The 20805-nt window shown below is 55.0% G+C and carries 7 protein-coding genes; all 7 read right to left on the reverse strand.

Going from position 1 to position 20805, the window contains the following annotated elements; genetic code table 11:
• Positions 1 to 16: 16 nt before the first annotated feature.
• The 7 genes from O9H32_RS02080 to O9H32_RS02110 all read right to left on the reverse strand — a co-directional run bounded on the left by O9H32_RS02080 (position 17) and on the right by O9H32_RS02110 (position 20775).
• The gene (locus O9H32_RS02080) at positions 17 to 850 is read right to left on the reverse strand and encodes a CPBP family intramembrane glutamic endopeptidase (RefSeq protein ID WP_269864064.1); all 834 of its coding nucleotides are present in this window, start codon (positions 848 to 850) and stop codon (positions 17 to 19) included.
• 17 nt (positions 851 to 867) lie between these two features.
• Positions 868 to 12951: a non-ribosomal peptide synthetase gene (locus O9H32_RS02085; protein ID WP_269864065.1), complete on the reverse strand. Its 12084-nt coding sequence runs from the start codon at positions 12949 to 12951 to the stop codon at positions 868 to 870.
• Positions 12952 to 14904 carry a cyclic peptide export ABC transporter gene (locus tag O9H32_RS02090; protein ID WP_269864066.1) on the reverse strand — a complete coding sequence of 651 codons (1953 nt, stop codon included), beginning with the start codon at positions 14902 to 14904 and terminating at the stop codon, positions 12952 to 12954.
• 100 nt (positions 14905 to 15004) lie between these two features.
• The gene (gene fabD, locus O9H32_RS02095; RefSeq protein ID WP_319946917.1) at positions 15005 to 16270 is read right to left on the reverse strand and encodes an ACP S-malonyltransferase; all 1266 of its coding nucleotides are present in this window, start codon (positions 16268 to 16270) and stop codon (positions 15005 to 15007) included.
• A 466-nt stretch (positions 16271 to 16736) separates the two neighbouring features.
• A complete protein-coding gene (gene ppdK / locus O9H32_RS02100) occupies positions 16737 to 19424 on the reverse strand; it encodes a pyruvate, phosphate dikinase (RefSeq protein ID WP_269864067.1) in 2688 nt (895 codons plus the stop codon).
• Between the two features lie 361 nt (positions 19425 to 19785).
• Positions 19786 to 20208 (reverse strand): DUF3995 domain-containing protein, encoded by a 423-nt coding sequence (locus O9H32_RS02105; protein WP_269864068.1) that lies wholly within the window; start codon positions 20206 to 20208, stop codon positions 19786 to 19788.
• Between the two features lie 12 nt (positions 20209 to 20220).
• On the reverse strand, positions 20221 to 20775 hold the full coding sequence (locus O9H32_RS02110; RefSeq protein ID WP_269864069.1) for a TetR/AcrR family transcriptional regulator: 555 nt from the start codon (positions 20773 to 20775) through the stop codon (positions 20221 to 20223).
• Between the last annotated feature and the right edge of the window lie 30 nt (positions 20776 to 20805).

Here is a 20805-nt window from a genome sequence, read left to right on the forward strand (position 1 = left end):
TGGAACAGCTTTGTTATTATGCAGCTTTCGTGCTTATTGGGGCTGTCAGGTCGTCCTCACGTTTCCAAACCACCCATGCCCCGGCCATAAGGCCGATCAGACTTGCAATGGTAATCGCATATAAGGCCGGCTGCCCGATGGAGCTTATCATTTCGTAAAGTCCCCAGTACTTGGCCGCATAAATCAAGCTCATCGCTGTCACCTGCATGATGATCGGCGCCCAGAGCGAATTCATTCGCACGTAAAGCAATGCATAGATAATACCTGAGCCCACAGAGATGACGGAAATGATCAAGCTGGGCTGAAAGTAGGCATATATCGCGGCTTGAAGCAGCAATGCGGCCCACAGCGGCATTGCGCTGCGCAGTTGATTGAACACTAATCCGCGGAATAACACTTCTTCAAACACGGGCGCCATAATCCCGGCGCCGATCAGAACAAAAAGGAATGAATCGGTCTCCATCATGTCGGTTACCATCTGGGGGATGGAAGGGAACGTCTTCGCCAGAAACGTGATATCAATGAGTCCGATGCTGAACAGACATCCCAGAATCCCCATGCCCACTAGAAAGATTACCTGGCGGGGCGCAAGCTTATGAAACCGGCAGACGGCAGCGAGCGAGAGCTGCTTGTCCTTCCGTACAGCGGCTTTTGCGCGCAGCAGGACCGTGTACACAATCAGTATAAAGGTACATATGATGCCTAGATGCATGCCCGGGTTATGGGACAGGAAGCTCTTGTAGCCATGCAGCGCAGGCAGCTTGTATACAAAAGCGTGTACCTTCGCCGCCGCTTGAATCAAACCGAGAAACACAGCGATATTCACGAGCATCCAACCTATTTTTTTCATCAACCTGTCTCCCCGTTTCAGGACTGTTTGCTTGCCGCCGACTCCTTATGCGCCGCCGCTGCGGCTCTGCTGTATTGTTCAATCACGTTATGCAGCAGCTTTACATAGCCTTGCACCCAACCCTTGAGCTTTTCTTTATTCACCTTTCTCGCATGGAATGCCATTCGTCCATAGCAATTGTCGCTGCGCGGTTCAAAAGCGAGCACCATATCGAACACGTCAAGCAGTTCCTGATTGACCTTCAGCTCCGAAAGCGGGCCCCAGTACAGCAAAGGGAACAGCGTTGTGGCCGTGGATTGGCTTTGCGCCCTGCTCACCTGGCGAACAAGAAACGTAGGCGCGTTCATGTCTTCCGATTGTCGGATCGTTTGAAGCAGGTCGCTGAATTGAAGCACGCTTGTAAAATCAACCTCAAGCGGTCTGATGTGCCCCCCCGCATTCATGAATGGCAGCTCCAGCTTGTTCTGCCGGGACGTTTGCCGCCAGTGCAAAAAGAATGCGGCTAGGGCAAGCTCCCCTGGATTCACCTGCTCCTGCCGGCCAACCTCCTGCAGTTGACGCCAAAGCATGCCATCGAGCCTGAATTCAAATGACCCTTCCCAGTTCATCGTGTATTGGGCGGCTGCATAATCGGACGGGACGGGAACGCCTCCCCACACCCAGCTGTGACCGGACTGTCCGGCGGCATCCAGATGCTCGGCCAGCTTGGCTATCGTCGGATAGCTGAATAAATCCGTAATGGGAACATTGCTGCCGAGAAGCTGCTCCAGCTTCTGATGGACGCGAATCAGCAGTAAAGAGTCGCCTCCGATATCAAAGAAGTTGTCGTGCACACTAATTTGCGCTCGCCCTAACAGCTCCTTCCACACTTCGCTGATCATGAGCTCATTGCGGTTGCGCGCTTCCACGTATGGAGATCCCGTCGCCATCGCATAATCAGGTTCGGGCAGCCGCTTCCGGTCGGTTTTGCCGCTCGCGGTCAGAGGCAGCTCCGGCAATCGTACGAACGCCGACGGAATCATATACTCCGGCAGGCGCTTGGCCAAATGCCGCCTTATGTCCGCAACCGCAAGCTCCTCCGAGCTGATGATATAGGCGCATAAGTAAGGGGAGCCTTGGCGGTCTTCCCGTTTGATGACGACAGCTTCCTTCAAGGCGGGATGAAGAAGCAGCTCGCTCTCAATCTCCCCGCATTCCACACGATACCCTCTAATTTTCACCTGATGGTCCATGCGGCCCAAATATTCAATATTGCCGTCAGGCAGCCATTTCACCAAATCCCCGGTGCGGTACATGACCGTCCCCGGATGAAATGGATTGGGCACGAACCGCTGCGCCGTTAAGTCGGCGCGGTTCAAATAGCCTCTGGCAACGCCTGCCCCGGCAATGCAGAGCTCTCCCGGCACCCCGTACGGCTGGCACTGCATCGCCTCGTTTACGACGAACAATTGAATGTTATCGATCGGTTTGCCGATAGGAACGCTCCCTGTGGATTCAAACGCGTCGCAGTCGTAATAGCTTACATCCACCGTCGCTTCGGTCGGCCCGTACAGATTAATGAGCTTCGTCCGCCCGGACCTGCTGAAGATCCCGCGGAACCGGCTGACCATATCCGGCGTTAACGCTTCCCCGCTGGCAAACACATGCGTCAAGAGGTGCTCCGGCTCTCCGGCATTTTTATTTGCCACATAATCCAGGAACACATGCAGCATGGACGGGACAAAATGCATGGTCGTTATTTTCTTTTCTGCCAGGGTGTCCAGAATCAATTGCGGATTCTTCTCGCCTTCCGGCTCCAGGAGGCATACGCCCGCTCCGGCAAAGCTCCACCAGAACAGCTCCCATACGGACACGTCAAACGTAAACGGCGTCTTCTGCAAAATGATGTCGTGCGGCTGCAACGGATACTGCTTTTGCATCCAGCCGATTCGATTGATGACGGAGTGATGCTCCACCATCACCCCTTTCGGTTGTCCTGTCGAACCGGAAGTGTAGATCACATAGGCGATATTCTTCGAATGATGCAGCTTAGGCAGGTCGTCCGCCGGCTGCGAAGACCAATCCAATTGGTCGATATCGATGGTCGGAATGTCAAATGTCAGCGTCTCCTCATCGGCCGGCGACTGAACGAGCAGCAGCTTCGCAAGCGAATCCTTCAGCACGAACTCCACTCTCTCGGCCGGCATCTGCACAGCGATCGGGACATACCCTGCCCCGGCTTTAAGAACCGCATACAGGCTGACCAGCATCTCCAAGGAACGGTCCATGCGGACGGCAATGAGGTCCTCGCTCCCGATGCCTGCGCTCCGCAGAACATGCGCCAGCTGATTGGCCTTCGCATTCAACTCCTCATAGGACAGGGCCTGATCTCGGAACACAGCCGCAATACGCTTCGGTTCCTGCCGTGCTCTCTCTTCGAGGTAGGATTCAATCGTCATCCGGTCTGCATAGGCAACCGGCTGAGGATTGAGCGTCATCAGCATCGCCTGCTCCTCCTGCTGCGACTGCAATCTTAGCCCCGAAAGCGTTACTTCCGGATCGGCCGCAACCGATTCAAGCAAATACCGGTATTGATTCATCATCCGCTTGATCGACTCGGGAGCATATAAGCGCGTTGCATACTCCACGCGGACATGGATCCCATCCTCATGCGGAACAAGCTCGAAGGTCATATCCAGCTTGGAGACGGGGTGTTCGACCGCATAGGGAGTAAAGCTGAGCGCTTCTGCGTCCACCTGCGGAATCCCCATATTCTGCATGACAAACAGCACGTCAAAGATCGGATTCCGGCTTGTATCTCTGGGCACATCAAGCAGGGTGACGCATTGTTCGAACGGAAGCTGGTCATGCGCAAATGCCTGCAGCATGCGCTGCTTCATGTCTTCCATAAAACGGCGGAACTGCCAATTGCCATCCGGGTTGCTGCGGATCGGAAGCGTATTGACGAACATGCCGACTAACGGCTCCGTGTCCGGATGAAACCTTCCGCTTACCGGCGTGCCAACGATAAGGTCGTTCTGTCCCGTCAATTTGTACAGAAGAACATGAAACACGGAGAATAGCAGCATATAAGGCGTTACTTCACATGCCTGGGCCAATTGATTCACCCGCTCCGCCAATTCCCGTGGGAACATCTCCCGGATCGAATCGCCCTCAAAGCTCTGCCATGCGGGACGGGGCATGTCGGCAGGCAAGTTCAGCAGCGGCAGCTCTCCGGCGAGCGTTTCCCGCCAGAACTGTTCCTGCTTCTCCCGCTCCCCGCTTTCCAACCAGCCCTGCTGCCATACTGCCGCATCCTTATATTGGGCGGCCAGAGGCGTAAGCGATTCGCCTTGATACAGCTTCACGAATTCCTGCGCGAGAACTACCGTCGATACGCCGTCGGAGACGATATGATGCATATCCAGCAGCAGAACATGCTTATGCTCCCCGGTCTGAACCAACGCTGCGCGAAGAAGCGGGGCCGCCGTCAAGTCAAACGGGCGGATGAACGCTTGAACCAGGGCAGGCAGCTCGTCTTCGTCCGCTTGCCGGCGCTCCAGATTCAGCGGGACCTCATCGCGAATCCGCTGGGCAGGCACGCCATCATGCCACTCAAAGCTCGTTCGCAGGGGCTCGTGCCTGTCCACAAGCGATTGCAGCGCAGCATGCAATCTTTGGACATCCAATGCGCCTTCGATGCGCATGGCAAAGGGCAGATTGTACACCGTCTGGCCGGCGTCCACATGATGCAGGATAAATAAGCGGTTTTGCGCCAAAGAGAGCGGGTACACTTCTTGCTGTCCGGCACGGGGCAGCGGCTGCCACAATTGGCTTGCGGCTCCTTCCACCAGCTTGGCCATCTGCTCCAAGACCGGTGCTTGGAACACGTCCTGCAGCGTGAATTGCACATGGAAATGCTGTTCGATTCTGCCGCTGAGCTGCGCCGCCCTTAACGAGTGGCCGCCCATAACGAAGAAGTTACTGTCAATGGCAAGCTGCTGATCGCCGAGCACCTCCTGCCACAAACCGGCAAGACGCTTCTCCGTTTCGGTCCGGGGGGCCGTACCGTTCTCCCGCTTGTCCAGCTGCGGTTTCGGCAGGCTTCTTCGATCCACTTTCCCATTGCTGCTAAGCGGTATTCGGGCCAGGGTCACGATGACAGCCGGCACCATATACTGCGGCAGCGACCGGTGCAAGCTCAGTTTGACTTCTTCTTCGTCAATAGGGGAATCCACCGCGACATAAGCGCATAACACCTGCTCGCCGAGACCGTCCGGGACGGCGGCGACCACCGCCTCGCGGATCGCCTCGTGCTTCAATAAGGCTTGCTCGACCTCGCCGCATTCGATTCGAATGCCTCTGATCTTCACTTGGGTATCCATTCTGCCCCAATAGACGAGATTGCCGTCAGGCAGCCACGATGCCCGGTCGCCGGTCAGATACATCTTCTCCCCCGGCACAAAGGGGTTCGGCACGAATTTCTCGTTCGTCAGCTCCTCGCGCTGCCAATAGCCTCTGGCCAGACCTGCGCCCGAGATGCATAATTCGCCATGAACGCCAATCGGCTGCAGCTGATGCATCGAATTGACAACGTACAATTGAAGATTGTCAATGGGCCTGCCGATCGGAACCGCAGCGCCCGCATCCGGCCCGCAATCATAGTAGCTGACGTCGACGGCAGCTTCCGTCGGGCCATATAGATTGACCAGCTTGGCCGAAGAATGGCCGGCGCACAATGCGGCGAACTGCTGCACTTGATGGGGCTTCAGCGCCTCTCCGCTGGTGAACACATAGTGGAGTCCGGATAAATCGGCTGTCTGCTGCGGCTGTCTGGCGTATTCCATGAAGACATGCAGCATGGAAGGGACGAAGTGCATGACCGATATACGGTGCTCCCTGATCGCCCTCAGCATACGTTGCGGCTCTTTCTCTCCGCCCGGTTCAAGCAGGTAGACCGACGCCCCGACCATGCCCCACCAGAACAACTCCCACACCGAGACATCAAAAGAAATAGGCGTTTTCTGCAGGATGACATCCTCGCCGGTCAGCGGGTACTTGCGCTGCATCCATAACAGCCGGTTGACAATGGCCCGGTGCTCGACCATGACGCCTTTGGGGTTGCCTGTGGAGCCCGAGGTATAAATCACGTAGGCCAGATCATCGGGCCCGCTGCCTGCAGGCAGATTGTCCGGCCCCATATGACTGTAGGCCGATTCATCGTCCAGGTCGATAAGCGTGTACGCTTGACCAAGCAGCGCTTTCCACTTGCTCTGCACCGCTATAACCGCAGCCCGGCTATCCGCCAATAGATACGATATCCGCTCCTCAGGCAGTGTAGGGTCAATGGGCAAATAAGCGCCGCCCGCCTTTAGGATAGCCATGATGCCTACCATCATCGATAGCGACCGTTCGGCAACAATCGGAACAACCGTATCACGCTGCACGCCGCTTTCCCGTAATATCCGCGCCAGCCGGTTCGCTTTCTCATTAAGCTGCCTGTAAGTAAGGCTGCCTTCGGACGAAGCAACCGCTTGACGGTCCGGCGTCATCGCCGCCTGCTTTTCAAAGTATACATGCAGCGTTAGGCTTGTCGGATGCGGATAGCGGGTATCGTTAAATGTGTGCAGAATCAGCTCCGTCTCGTCCTCCGAAATCAAGGAGAAAGCGGCGCAGTCCGACTGCGGATGCTCCGTTATTTGCTCCAGCACGTGCAGGAAATGTCCGGCCAGCCGCTCCATGCTTTCCGAACGGAACAGCTTCGTATTATATTCCAGAGCGGCGTTTAATTGCCCGGAACCACTCTGGTAGATGTCCAGCTTGAAATCCAGCTTGGCCGTCTTGGTATGCAGAACTTCCGGGGTCAAGCTGCAGTCCTCGCCGTGCAGGCGGACGTCGGCATCCATCTGATTATGCAGGATGAGCATCGTGTCGAATAACGGATTGCGCGAGCCGTCAACCGGCAGCGCCGTGTCCATCCATGCCGTGGAGGAAGTATCCTGATGCTCATAAGCCTGCAGCAGCCTATGCTGCACGAGACGGACATGCTCGGTGAACGCAAGCTCCTCGTCGACCTTGATAAAGACGGGCAAGAATTGGTTGAACATCCCTCCCATGCGTTCCACATCGGGATGAGTTCTTCCGGCAGACAGCGATCCGATGACCATCTCCTGTTGGTCCGTATATAGATAAAGCAGCAGCGAGTAAGCGGCGAACAGAACGCTGTTCAGGGTCAACCCCCGCTGCTCAGCAAAGCCATGCAGCCGCCCGGATAAGTCCGCAGGGATGGCAAAGGAAAGGGTCTCGCCTGCAAAGGTCCTTCGATCTCCCCGTGGATAATCCGCAGGCATGTCCAGTACGGGGATCGCGCCTGCAAGCTGTTCCTGCCAATAGGCATCGTTGGCGCGCATCCAGTCTGAGCTCTCCTGCCCCCGGAGCCACACCGCATAGTCTTTATATTGAAGCGGAAGCGGCTCTAGCTCTTTGCCCTGCATGAGCATCATGAACTCTTCCAGCAGCTCTTTGATCGAGATGCCATCGGATACAATATGGTGCACACTGACAAACAAATAGGAAGGTCCCCGCCGTTCCGTCGCATATTGGACACGGATCAGCGGCGCCTGCGTTACATCGAAGGGCTGCGTGAATGCCGCAAAAGCCGCCTCAAGCTCCCCCTCGTTAAAGGTAGTTTCCGCCACATGGAACGGTACTTGCGTCCATACGTTCTGCCATACCTCGCTGCCGGAACGGTGGAAGGACGTACGAAGGGGCTCATGCCTGGCGATGAGCTGCCGGAATGCCCCCTCAACCGACTCCCGTTCCAGCTTCCCTTCAATCCGCAGAGCAAGCGGGATTTGATAGGCAACTCCCACCTCGGCGAATTGCTCCAGAATAAACATTTTGTGCTGGGCGGGAGTGAGCGGATACTGCTCCTGGTAAGGAGCAGGCTGAATCGCCTCGAACGTGCGGCCGGTCGTCGACTGTTCAATCCATTCCGCTTGCCTGTACAGCTCGGGCTGCTCAAACACGAGCGCAATCGGCATCTTCACATGAAACTGTTTGCCCACCTGCGACACGATGGCGGCGGCTTTCAGGGAGTGGCCGCCAGCTTCGAAGAAATTGTCGTACCTCCCTACGTCACCGACCTGCAGCACCTGCTTCCAGATCTCGCCCAGGCGCAGCTCCGTTTCAGTCGCCAAAGGTTCGCGATCGCCGGCATGAATTCGCTGCGGCTCAGGCAGCGCGGACTTGTCGATTTTACCGTTCGGGGTAAGCGGCAGCTTGTCCAGCTGGATAATGGACGCAGGCACCATGAACGCAGGCAGCTGCCGCTTGAGCTCATACCGTAGTTCCTCGGTTGAGATGGGATGGGCCGCCACCACATAAGCGCAAAGAATCTGCTCCCCCCCTCTGGCCACAGCCGCAACCACAGCCTCCTCAATCCCCGGGCAGGCAGCGAGCTTATGCTCGATCTCGCCAAGCTCGATGCGGAAGCCCCTGATTTTCACTTGGGTATCGATTCGATCCATGAACTCCAGATTGCCATCCCCAAGCCAGCGGACCAAATCGCCCGTCTTATAAAGCCTTCGCTCCTCTTGGAAAGGATGCGCGATAAACGCCGCTTCCGATTGCTCCGGCAGGTTCAAATACCCGCGCGCGAGACCATCTCCGGAGATGTACAGCTCACCCGGGACTCCCCGCGGTACAAGCCTGGCATCCGCATCAAGCACATACACTTCGGTATTGCTGATCGGCTTGCCGATCGGAATGGTTGCCTGACCGTCGCTCAGCGCATCGATCGGATAGAAAGTGGCAAACACGGTGGACTCGGTCGGGCCGTAGACATGGATCAGGCGATTGGGCCCCAAAGCTTGCAACGCTTTTCGGATATGAGTAACCGAAGCCCTCTCTCCGCCGAACAACATATGCCGAACCCCGGCCAACCCCTCCACATTCTCATCGACCATTGCATTAAAGAGCGCCGTGGTCGCAAAAAACAGGCTGATCTTGTTTTCTTGAATGACTTCCAGCAAGCGGGCCGTATGGATCACATCGTCAGCGGAAAGCAGAACCAGTCTCGCGCCATTTAGCAGCGCCCCGTAAATATCGAAGGTCGATCCGTCAAAGGCATAATTCGATAACTGCAGCAGTGTATCGTCCGGTGTGATATGGATGTAGTTGACGTTCTTTACAACCCTCGCCACATTATAATGGGTGGTCTGAATGCCCTTCGGCCTTCCCGTCGATCCTGAGGTATACATGATGTAGGCCATATCCGATGAGACGGCAGCAGCCTGCGGAGCATACTCGGGCAGATCGGCTTCCCGCGCCCGCAGTTCCTGCACCTGTACGAGCCGGATGTCAGCCGCAAGATACTGAAGAATATCGCTGCAGCTTTCAAAGTAGGCGCTCTGCGTCAGAACCGTGCTTGCTCCCGCGTCTTCTAAAATATACTGAATTCGTTCCGACGGATAATTCGGATCAATAGGCACATACGCGCAGCCGGCTTTGAGTACGGCCAATAGGGCGGTAATCATCTCAAAGGAACGATCCAGCACGATCGCTACCGGAGCCTTGGAAGCTGCGCCATGATCGATGAGCCAATGGGCCCATTGGTTAGCCTGTTTATTCAGCTCCCCGTAGGTAAGGCTGTGTCCGTCCTTAACAAGGGCGACAGCCTGCGGATTCGCAGCCGCTTGAAGCTCGAAGAGCTCGTGCAAAGTCAGATGTTTGGGATAGGAGGATGCCGTCTCGTTGTAGGTGTGAAGCAATTGATGAACTTCGTGCCGTTCCATTAGCTCAAGGCCGGTCAGGACTTGATGGGAATGGGCAGCCGCTTGTTGAAGCAAGTGCACATAATGTCTTGCCAGCTGCTTCGCCGTTTCCGGTGTAAACAGATCCAGCGCATACTCCAGTGAAACTTCAATACCGCCATCCGTGCTGTAGCACTCCCACGTAAGATCGACCTTTGAAGTTCCTGTGGTGATCGGCACGGGAGTAAAAAGAAGCTCTGCCGTTTGGAGCTGAGGCAGCTCCATGTTCTGCAGCGTGAACATCGTATCGAATAACGGGCTGCGTCCGGGATCCCAGGCGGCGCTTGCAAGCTCCAAAATTTCCTCATATGGAACTTCCTGATGGTCAACAGCCTCAAGCACCTGGGTATGAACGCTGCGCAGCGCCGCCAAGAACGCCGCCTCTGTATCCAAACTGAGTCGGAGCGGCAATGTATTGACGAACATTCCCGCCACCGGAGCCATCTCGACGCGCGTTCTGCCCGAAACCGCTGTGCCGATCACGAATTCCCGCTGACCGCTGTACCTGCCAAGCAGCGTACAGTAGCCCGTGAGCAGCAGGGCATATAAGGTAACGCCGGTTTGCTGAGCCAAGCGCTGCAGCTCTGCCGTCAACTCCCGGTCGATTGTAAACCGATGCAGGCCTCCGCGATAGCTTGGGTGCAGCGGACGCGCAAAGTCTGCTGTGAGTTCAAGCTTGGGGATGCCCTGCTTGAATACGTCCCGCCAGTAGTCTCGCTGCTTTTGCATAGAGGCATCGTGTTTGCGGTTTTCTTGCCATACGACAATATCCTTGAACTGTACGGGAAGGGCCCGCAGCTCCTTGTTCTCGTAAAGGGCTATGAATTCTTTCATCAAGATGCCCATCGAGGTTCCATCGGTAATGAGGTGGTGCATATCGAACAGCATCCTATGACGGAATTCCCCGGTGCGCAGCAATTCGATGCGGAATAAGGGGGCCTCCAAATGCGGAAAAGGCCGTATAAATGCTGCCATATGGCTGTCCAGCGTTTCTTCCGCCCAGCCGGCGGCATCTAGATAACTGATGGGCAGCGGCACCTCGGGCAGGATGCGCTGCATCCATTGTCCATCGATCATCTCGAACTTGGTGCGCAGCGCTTCATGGCGCTCCATCAGCGTGTGCCAGACGCGCGCGAACAAACCGAAGTCCAACGCGCCCTGGATGTCCATGGCTTGCGGCAAGTGATAGTTCAACAGTTCAGGATTCATTTGCTGTAGAATATAGAGCCGTTTCTGTGCAGAAGATGCCGGGTAATACTCACTTTCAGGAACCGGCTTAATAGCCTCCGCACCTACGGCAGCGGATGCCTGCTCCTGCAGCTGCCGCAAGCGCACGGCAAGCTCTCTTGCCGTCGGGTACCGGAAAAGCTCGCTGGGTGTAAGCGTGAGGCCGAATGAGGTTTGAATCTCAGCCGCTGCATAGGCTGCCTTTAACGAGTCCCCCCCTTTCTCCAGGAAGTGATCGTCCACGCCGAGCTTTTCGCTTCCGAGCGTTTTACGCCAAATGTCCAGTATACGCTGCTCATCGGCTGTCAGCGGCTCCATCGCTGCTGCGGCTTGATCCCTGTCCCCGCTTTCCGCCGAGTCCCGTTCCAGCCGTTCCAGCAGCGCTATCGTTTCGGCATACTCGCCGTTGTTCATCCGCTCAGCAAAAGCATAACGCTGAATTTTGCCGGAGGTCGTTTTGAAGATATGCTTGACCGGCACGATCAGATTCACATTCAAGCCGGTGTGACGGTTTAACAGCTGCTGCAATTCGCGCTTCATGGGCAAAAACAGCTCGAGCTTCTTGCTCCGGAACTGGACGAACAGAGCAATCTCATCCTGCTTTCGCACAGGATCCTGCACAGCGCATACCGCAGCCTTGCCGAGCTCCGCTCCCTTTACCCGGCTTGCGATGTACTCCAAATCATGCGGATACACATTCTGCCCGTTCACGAAAATGATATCCTTCATCCGGCCTGTAACAAACAACCGCCCGTTCCGCACAAACCCCAAATCGCCGGTATTCAGCCACCCCTCCCCGGAGATCAAGGAGGCGTTCGCTTCAGGCTGCTGATAATAGCCCCGCGTTACATTGCCGCCCCTGATATGAATGAGTCCAATGTGCTCGCTTTGCACTTCTTCGCCGTTGGGATCGCATAATTTAATCTCACAGTCTTCGACAGGATACCCCAAATCCACGACAGATATGGCTTCATCGCTGCTTCCGGTACCGGTATCCTGCGCCATCTTGATCTTATGCCCCAGCTTCAGATGATTGCGGTCCAGACGCAATGCCTGCAGCGGTTCATCCGCCGGGCTGAACGTAACGGCCAGGCTCGCTTCCGCTAAGCCGTACACGGGGAATATACTTTTCTCCTGCAAACCGTATGGTTCTAACAGCTCTGTGAACGCTCTGCTGATTTGCTCCGAGATCGGCTCCGCACCGTTAAAAATCAGGCGGACGCACGATAAATCCAGCCCCTCGGCCTGTTCAGGCTTAAAGTGCTTCAAGACATGCGCATAGCCGAAATTCGGCGAAGACAAGCAAGTAATCTTGTGCCGGGAAGCCAGCTGCAGCCACATCATCGGATTCATGACAAACATCGATGAGGGCATCTGCCATTGATGAAAACCGGCATACATCGGCGTCAAATGGAATCCGATCAGTCCCATATCGTGCGTAAGGGGCAGCCAGCTTAACGAAGAATCCAATTCGGTCGCATGGGAACCGCTTACAATGGCACGCATATTGCAAATCAGGTTATCATGCGTTAATACGACGCCTTTCGGATCGCCCGTCGAACCGGAAGAGAACTGAATAAACGCCGTATCACAGCCCTGCGCCTCATGCAGCTGTCCTAAGCCGGCTTTATGATCGCTGCTCCTAAGCTGCTCGATCGGCAGCACCCTGCCCTGCATTTTCTCCATCGTATCGACATCGCCCTGGTCCCGGCAATACGTTAAGTACGCTTGCCCGAATTCTTCCGTACAGAGCAAATAAGGACTCTCCAGAATAGCGCAGATTTGGGTCACCTTGAGACGAATTTCTTCCGTATGACCTGCCATGACAGGGACAGGGATGATTCCGCCCAGCAAGCAGGCCCAGAAGGAAACGATAAACGACTCGTTATCCTCCAGTTGAAAAACAACGTGATCCTTGGCGCCGACGCCTATTTCCTGCATGGCCCCTAATCGTTCTTGGGCTTGCATAAACAGCTCGTCATAGGAAAGATACCGCTCCCGCTTCGGCTCTGCAAATGTGATTCCAGCCGCCAGATGCCGGCGTTCCGCCAGCAGTTGAGGCAAAGTGCTTACGCTCTTCAATCAAGACCCCACCTTATTGTAATTGGAATATTTCTCTATTCTCCCAAGCTCCATATGAATGAACGTATCGGCTGTTTGAAAGTAACGGTCATCGTGCGTAATGCAAATGATGCAAGTCCCCTTTCTCCTCATATCCGGCAGCAGCACTTCATAGAAGAATTGGCGGTACTGCGGATCCTGATCTGCCGCCCATTCGTCCAGCAAACAAAAAGGGCGCTCCTCCAGCATGCACTGCATCAGGGCTAATCTCTTGCGCTGTCCTGTCGATAGCTGTGTGGTCGTGAACCGCCCAGCCTGCAATTCGACTTTATTTTTCAACCCGAACAGCGTTAAATAGTTTTCGATTTCATGGTGTTTTTCCTCCGAGTCAATCCCGTACAGGCGATCAAACAAATGATACTCGCCAAACACCGCAGAGAAATGCTGACTCAGCTCTTCCGCACCTACACTTCGCCCGTTCAGCACAATCTCACCTGAAACCGGCACATACAAGCCCGTTATTAACTTGGCTAAGGTGGACTTTCCGCTGCCATTCCCGCCAGTAATAAAGACGATTTCCCCCGATTCAAACCGGCAGTTGATCGGACCGACCGTGAAGCTCTCTCCATCCGCATTTTGATAAGAAAAGATGACATCCATCAGTTCGAGCGTGTGTGCAGACCATGCGCTTTCTTCACCCGCAGCCGTTTGCGATTCATAGATTTCCATCGCTCCCATTTGTTTCTCCATCTGCTTGAGACGGTTCCAGCTTATGCGAAAACGCATAAACTCCGGAACACTATTCAGAATAAAAGAAACGTGGCCTGTTAAATAAAGGAATATAAATACATACTCCCTCAGCATCGTATTCGGGCTGTCCGGAAGAAAGAAGGGAAACAAAAATACAACAGCGCCGATTACCATCACAAATAACAGCTCGCCGACGAGGATGACATGCGAATACATGAGACTGCTTTTCACCCTTTTCGTCATGTAAGCGTACGTGTAACTTTTCAAGTCCTCCGCAAATTGCTGCTTTTTCAGCCAATGAAGCGTCAGCTCGCGGAAGCCTTTAACGAGATCATGAATGAACTTAAAGAAAATATGCTGGACGCTCCGCGTTTCTTCCGTAAGCTGGTTCCCCTTCCGCGCGACAACAAAATAAAGCGCAGAGCTTGCGAGTATGATCGCAAACGAAAACAAGAAACCGTATATATTAATCCAGCCCAAATACACAAAACCGAAAAAGACAATGACGATACTCGTAAACGCACTCACAAATAAATTCACAAAATTGCTGATCGTCTCCACATCATTATTGATGCACGTCAGGATCTTATCGCCGCCGATAGCTTCCACATTCTGATACCGGGAGTGAAGCAGCTTGTGAATCATATCCATCCGTTTCTCATAAACAATTAAATTCGAGAGCCGGACCATCTGGGAACGGATATACCGTTGACTGACAAAGTAGATGCCGATCGTTACCGCAAAGCAAACAAAAAACTCGTACCTGGCATCACGGTCAACAGCCAGGGCCTGATTAATAACGAAGATCATGAACGTATACGCCAGTCCGCTTCCCAGGCTTAGCAGAACAAGAGGCGCATAGGTTACCTTAGGTTCAAGCGGAAACAGGTAATGAACCAACCAATTCAATAAAAATAAGAAGATGGCGAAAGCGCTTACGACCATGGCCGTTATGACCTGATCGGACAGCGTCATGACATAAGTTTGCCATACATCATGCTGCGCTAAAAAAGTGAAGCCAAACAAACCTAAGCCAAGGAGTACAACAGCCATAATAAGCAAATTCCGAATTTGATTACTTGCTATTTTTGTCAAGCCTCTCCTTGTTTCATAGATTTGCAGGAATGTCTTCGATACGATATATAATCCTGTCCCCCCCATTAAAAAAGCTAAACCTAGAATCACAATTCCCGTCTGCGCAAATCCGACTTCCGCCCCCGTCATATGGTCACTGTACACCCTCTTCATACATAGTAAATGCTCCTGCAAATCCGAATGGTTTACGGGCGCCGACTCAGCTTTGCTGCCAAAATGTGCAGCAAGTTTATATTCCCGCTTCCATGAGCATTACCGTATCGTTGGTCTCCTGATGTAACTGACGAAATCTCTCCTGCTGCTCGCCCTCGGGCGTTTGTTTTGTCAAAAAGACCGAACGCAGCATGTCCAAGGCATACCGTTTCTGCTCCAAGGTCGGACTTTCGCCCCGTTCATTAATTTCTTGCAGCATCGTCTGGACACGTCGATAAGGGATAATAACGCCTTCTTCATACTTTTCTTCATTCCTATTATGGTTCTTGGTGCAGACGGCAATGGCTAGACAGCGCGATACGAAACAAGGGCGCGGAACCACCCGAAACAGCGCTTCAATGGACCTGGCATCCTCTTCCTTGTCATAAGAGTAGCTGTGCACTTCGGGAAATGTATGTCTCATCATATTGCGCAGCACATGAGAAGGTCCGAATTCTACAGCGGTGTCCACACCTCGCCCGATCAAAAAGCTCATGGTGTCACTCCACTGAACCGGACTCACCATCTGTGCCGTTAAATGGTGGACGATATCTTCCGAACCGGAATAGGGTAAGCCATTAAGATTAGAAATAACGGGGAATTTTAACTCGAGGAATGATAGACTGCGTAATTCTGCCTCAAGCTCTTGTGCCGCCTCGTTCATAAGCGGGCAGTGAAAAGGCGCGCTTACGTTCAGCCTGAATGCGCTTGCACCCAATTGCCTGAGCTTAGACTCCGCGTTCTCTACTGCTCTTATTGTCCCTGAAATTACAGTTTGATTCGGCGTGTTATAATTCGATACGGTAACATCTTGGGCCTCTGGAGCAATCTCTTCACAGACGGCTTTCACCTTTAACGGGTCCACGTTAGAAATAACCGACATAGCCCCCGATCCTTGAACAACCGCCTTCTGCATGAACGTTCCCCGTTTATGCACAAGACTTACGGCGTCTGACAAAGCGATAGCCCCTGCACACGTCAAGGCAGTGATTTCGCCAAGACTGTGTCCGGCCATGTAATGAGGGCGGGCCCCTACTTCCTGCATAAACACCCGGTATGCGGCAACACTGTGGGTTAGAATGGCAGGCTGCGTATAAGCCGTTTTTTGAATTTCCTCAGCCGGCCCCTCGAAGCACAAAGAAGCCAAATCGAAGCCAAGTACTTCATTCGCTTCCTCAAAGGTTTGTTTTGCTATTGGGAATTGATCGAATAACCCTCTACCCATCCCAACGTACTGCGACCCCTGTCCCGGGAAAAGAAAGGCAATTTTCTCCAGATAAACCAGTCCCCCTGTTCTTACCAGCCTGCCGGGCGATCATGACCTGCGACCGACCCCTATCTAGTGCTTGGTACAATTTTTACCAAAGTCATTATAGCACATAAATTGTCTTGTAAGCGTATTTACAGTAAAAAAACATAGAAAGATGTCAAATAGTTTATATTATTGTTTTTTGTATGAAATTATCATATATTCATATTTTGACCGTACCTAAGAGATGGAGAAACAGACTGCTTAGACGATACAGACTTCTTTTATCAGTATTGATGAGCTGTCCTGCTCTTTGCATACCATCTAATATAGCGCCATTGCATGAAAAAATAAACATATTTGTAAATTTAGATTCTCCCCCGCTAGAGGGACTTTTCTTACCGGGTTCTGCAGTTGGGATTCTTAGTGTAGAATTTCACGCCAAAAACCGGCTGCTCTCTGCAGCCGGTTCACTTGGTACGTTGATTTGTAATGGCCTGCCTGATTCTGACAGATTCCCCTAAGCCGTCTGCACTCTCTCCCGCTCATCCGCCTGGGACGCCTGCCGCTCTGCGGAGGCGATCTGCGCCTGCGCGGCGGCAATGCGGGCCAGCGGCACCCGGTACGGGGAGCAGCTGACATAGTCCAGCCCCGCTTCGTGGCAGAAGAAGATCGAGTCCTTATCCCCGCCGTGCTCTCCGCAGACGCCGGTCTTGAGGTCCGGCTTCACGGAGCGCCCCTTGTCCACGGCCCAGAGGATCAGCTCGCCGACTCCCTCTTCGTCCAGCACCTGGAACGGATTCTCCGGCAGCAGCTTGTGGTCGACATAGTGGGTCAGGAACTTGCCCTCGGCGTCGTCGCGGCTGTAGCCGAACGTCATCTGGGTCAGGTCGTTCGTCCCGAAGGAGAAGAAGTCCGCGTGCTTTGCGATCTGTGCCGCCGTGATGGCGGCCCGCGGCACCTCGATCATCGTGCCGACGCGGTAGTCCACCTGCGGCAGCCGCTCGCCGAGCACCCGGGCGGCCGTCCGGTCGACGAGCTCGCGCATGCGCTTCAGCTCATTCGCGTGACCGACGAGCGGAATCATGACCTCGGGAAGCACTTCGACTCCTTCCGCAAGGCAGGTCAGCACCGCCAGGAACAAGGCCTCGACCTGCATCTCGTAGATCTCCTCGAAGAGAATGCCGAGACGGCAGCCCCGCGTGCCAAGCATCGGATTCATCTCGTGGAGATTCCGCACCTTGCGCAGCAGCTTGTCGACCTTATCCTTCTCCGCTTTGTCGGAGGAAGGATCGAAGGTGAGGCGGGCCTGCTGGAGGATCAGCTGCTCGAGTCCCGGCAGGAACTCGTGCAGCGGCGGATCCAGCAGCCGGACCGTGACCGGAAGGCCGGCCATCGAGCGGAAGATCCCCTCGAAGTCCTCCTGCTGCATCGGCAGCAACCTGCCGAGGGCCGCACGGCGGGCCTCTCCGTCCTCGGCCAGGATCATCTCCTGGACGACAGGCACCCGCTCTGCGGACATGAACATATGCTCTGTCCGGCAGAGGCCGATGCCTTCGGCGCCGAGCTCTCTAGCCTTCGCCGCATCCTCCGGCGTATCGGCGTTCGTGAGCACCTTCAGGCGGCGGATCTCGTCGGCCCATGCGAGCAGCGTGGACAGCTCCGCCGAGATCTCGGGCTCCTGAAGAAGCAGCTGCCCGAGAATGACCCGGCCGGTCGCGCCGTCGATGGAGACCCAGTCTCCCTCGTTCACCCGCGTCTGGCCGATCGTGAAGCCCCCGTCTCCGATGCGAAGCGCTTCGCAGCCGCAGACGCACGGCTTGCCCATGCCGCGGGCGACCACTGCCGCATGGCTGGTCATGCCGCCCCGCGTGGTGAGTATGCCGGCAGCGGCCAGCACGCCGTGTATGTCCTCCGGTGTCGTCTCCGCCCGGACGAGCAGCACCTGACGGCCGGCTCTCGCCCACTCCTCTGCCGTGTCGGCATCGAAGACGACTTGGCCCGTAGCGGCACCCGGCGAAGCCGGCAGTCCGGTCGCCAGCACGTTCAGCTCCTGGCCCTCGTCTATGGATCGATGCAGCAGCTGGTCCAGGTGGCTCACTTCGATACGCCCGATCGCCTCTGCCTTGGAGATCACGCCCTCCTCCACGAGATCCGCCGCAATCTTCACGGCCGCCTGGGCCGTCCTTTTGCCGCTGCGCGTCTGCAGAATGTAGAGCTTGCCGTTCTCGATCGTGAATTCAATATCCTGCATATCCCGGTAATGCCCTTCGAGCCTGCTCGCCACTTCCCCGATCTGTCTGTGCAGCTCCGCCTGCTCCTCCCCGAGACCCGCGATCGGCTGCGGCGTCCGGATGCCCGCTACGACGTCCTCCCCCTGCGCGTTCATCAGATACTCGCCGTACAGTACCTTCTCGCCTGTAGAAGGATTGCGGGTGAACAGCACGCCCGTCCCGCTCGCAGGCCCCAGATTGCCGAATACCATCGACTGGATATTGACGGCCGTGCCCTGATGATCCGGAATGCGGTTCAGCTTCCGGTATACGATCGCCCTGGGGTTGTTCCAGGAGCGGAAGACCGCTTCGATCGCCATCTGCAGCTGGTCGTACACCCCTTGCGGGAACGCCACGCCCGCCTTCTTCTTGATGATCCGCTGGTACGCCGCGCACAGCTCTGCCAGACTCTCCGCACTAAGCTCGCTGTCTTCGCGGCAGCCCTGCTCGCTCTTGCAGAGCCGCAGCTCCCGCTCGAAGTGGTAGAGTTCGATCTCGAACACGACACTGCCGAACATCTGCAGCAGCCGCCGGTAGCAATCATACGCGAATCTGGGATTGCCCGCAGCGGCCGCTAGGCCCTTCACCGTCTCATCATTGAGCCCGAGATTGAGAATCGTGTCCATCATGCCCGGCATGGAATGGACCGCCCCCGAGCGGACCGATACCAGCAGCGGCGCCTCCGCCCGGCCGAAGCCTTGCCCCTTAAGGCCCTCGATGGCCGCCATGGCGGAAGCGACTTCATCCATGAGCCCTTCGGGCAGCTGATTCCCCGCGGCAAAATAGTCCCGGCAAGCTTCCGTTGTCACCGTGAAGCCCGGGGGCACCGGAAGCCCCGCCCTTGTCATCTCCGCCAGATTGGCTCCCTTTCCCCCAAGCAGGGTTTTCATGCCCGCATGGCCTTCCGTGAAGAACAGCAGTCTCTGTTTTCTCATCCGTCCGTCTCCTCCGCTCTTTCGCGTCTTCTATTATGACGCAATTATTATATTTAGTATGTACTATATGAGTCATAATATCTAATATTGGTTTTATTTTCAATAAATTATAATGAAATAAAGCGATTATTTTAGATTTTATGTTCATTATTCCGTCATATTTATTGAATAAGAGTGCGCGAAGGCAGAGCCCGCGAGCGAAGCGTCCCGGAAGACCCAGAGATGCAAATCAGCAAGAAGACTTTCGTATCATCCTCCGCAGCCGGATAATGGCAAATATGCACTGAACCAGGTATACGTAAACTAGTATAGAACAAGGGTAGGCCGCTAACCGGCCTACCCTTTCTTGCTGCATCCTTATCTATCTCATCCGCATCAGGGCGAACAGAGCGCCTCCGAGCAGCAAACAAAGCGGCGAATAGACCATACTGTCCCACTTGGCAAAGGGGGTCCCTTTCTTCCGCTTGAACACGCCGACCCACTTCCAATCCCCAAGGCCCCTTAAGATAAAAACGACCGATAGAAGCCAGCCGCCCCAAGTCAAAAGAGGATCGGAATAAAGGAGCCGGATGCTTCCGCCCAGTTCAAGAGCCAACCAGGCGGCGAAAGCAAGAAGGGCCGCGACAACCGCCACAGAGAGAGGCCTGGGACGAAACAGAGGTCCCTGCTCCGTGCTCGGGATGACAGCCCCATGTCCCATCCTGCCGCCGAATAACCAGTACAGATGCACACCGCTCAGAAGAAACAATACCCCGCTTACCGCCCCTGCCAGCACCTCAGACATAACCCCTCCTCCTCAGGACACTACGAATTCTTCCCAGATCATCTTCACGTGATATAGCAGATCTTCTTCGGATATCGTTTCATTCTTGTGCCGCTCATACCACCCCAAATAATAATGATAGAGCAGCCGTGACCTGCGGGCGGCTTTCTCTGCCGGCAGCCCCTTTTGCCTGAGCAGCCCGCTCATGTGATCCAGCCTCAACGTTTCGACCTCATCCAGGAATCGCCGGCAGGCCTCGTCGGTTAGGGACAGCTGGCGCAGGTAGAATAGAAAATCACCGTGTCCGGTGGAGGAGAACATATGCTTCAGCAGCGAAACGATGCGTTCGTCTGGAAGCGAATCCGGGGAAGTAGAGTCGATCACTTGGTTCGTCGCCCTCTCCTTCCATTCTTCAACGACCCGCTTCAGCAGCGTAGTCCGATCTTTAAAATACCAATAAAAGCTGCTTTTGCTGCAGCCCAAGGCCCCCGCCATTTTTTCGATGACAAGCGCCCCCTCTCCCCCCTGGGCAAACCGTTCCACGCCTGCCTGAATCCACTGCGCTTCGGTTGCAATCACTTTAGGCATTCGTGTCCACCCCCTATTGTACGGTATCGT

This window comes from Paenibacillus caseinilyticus, from assembly GCF_027533645.1.
GTDB lineage: Bacteria > Bacillota > Bacilli > Paenibacillales > NBRC-103111 > Paenibacillus_G > Paenibacillus_G caseinilyticus.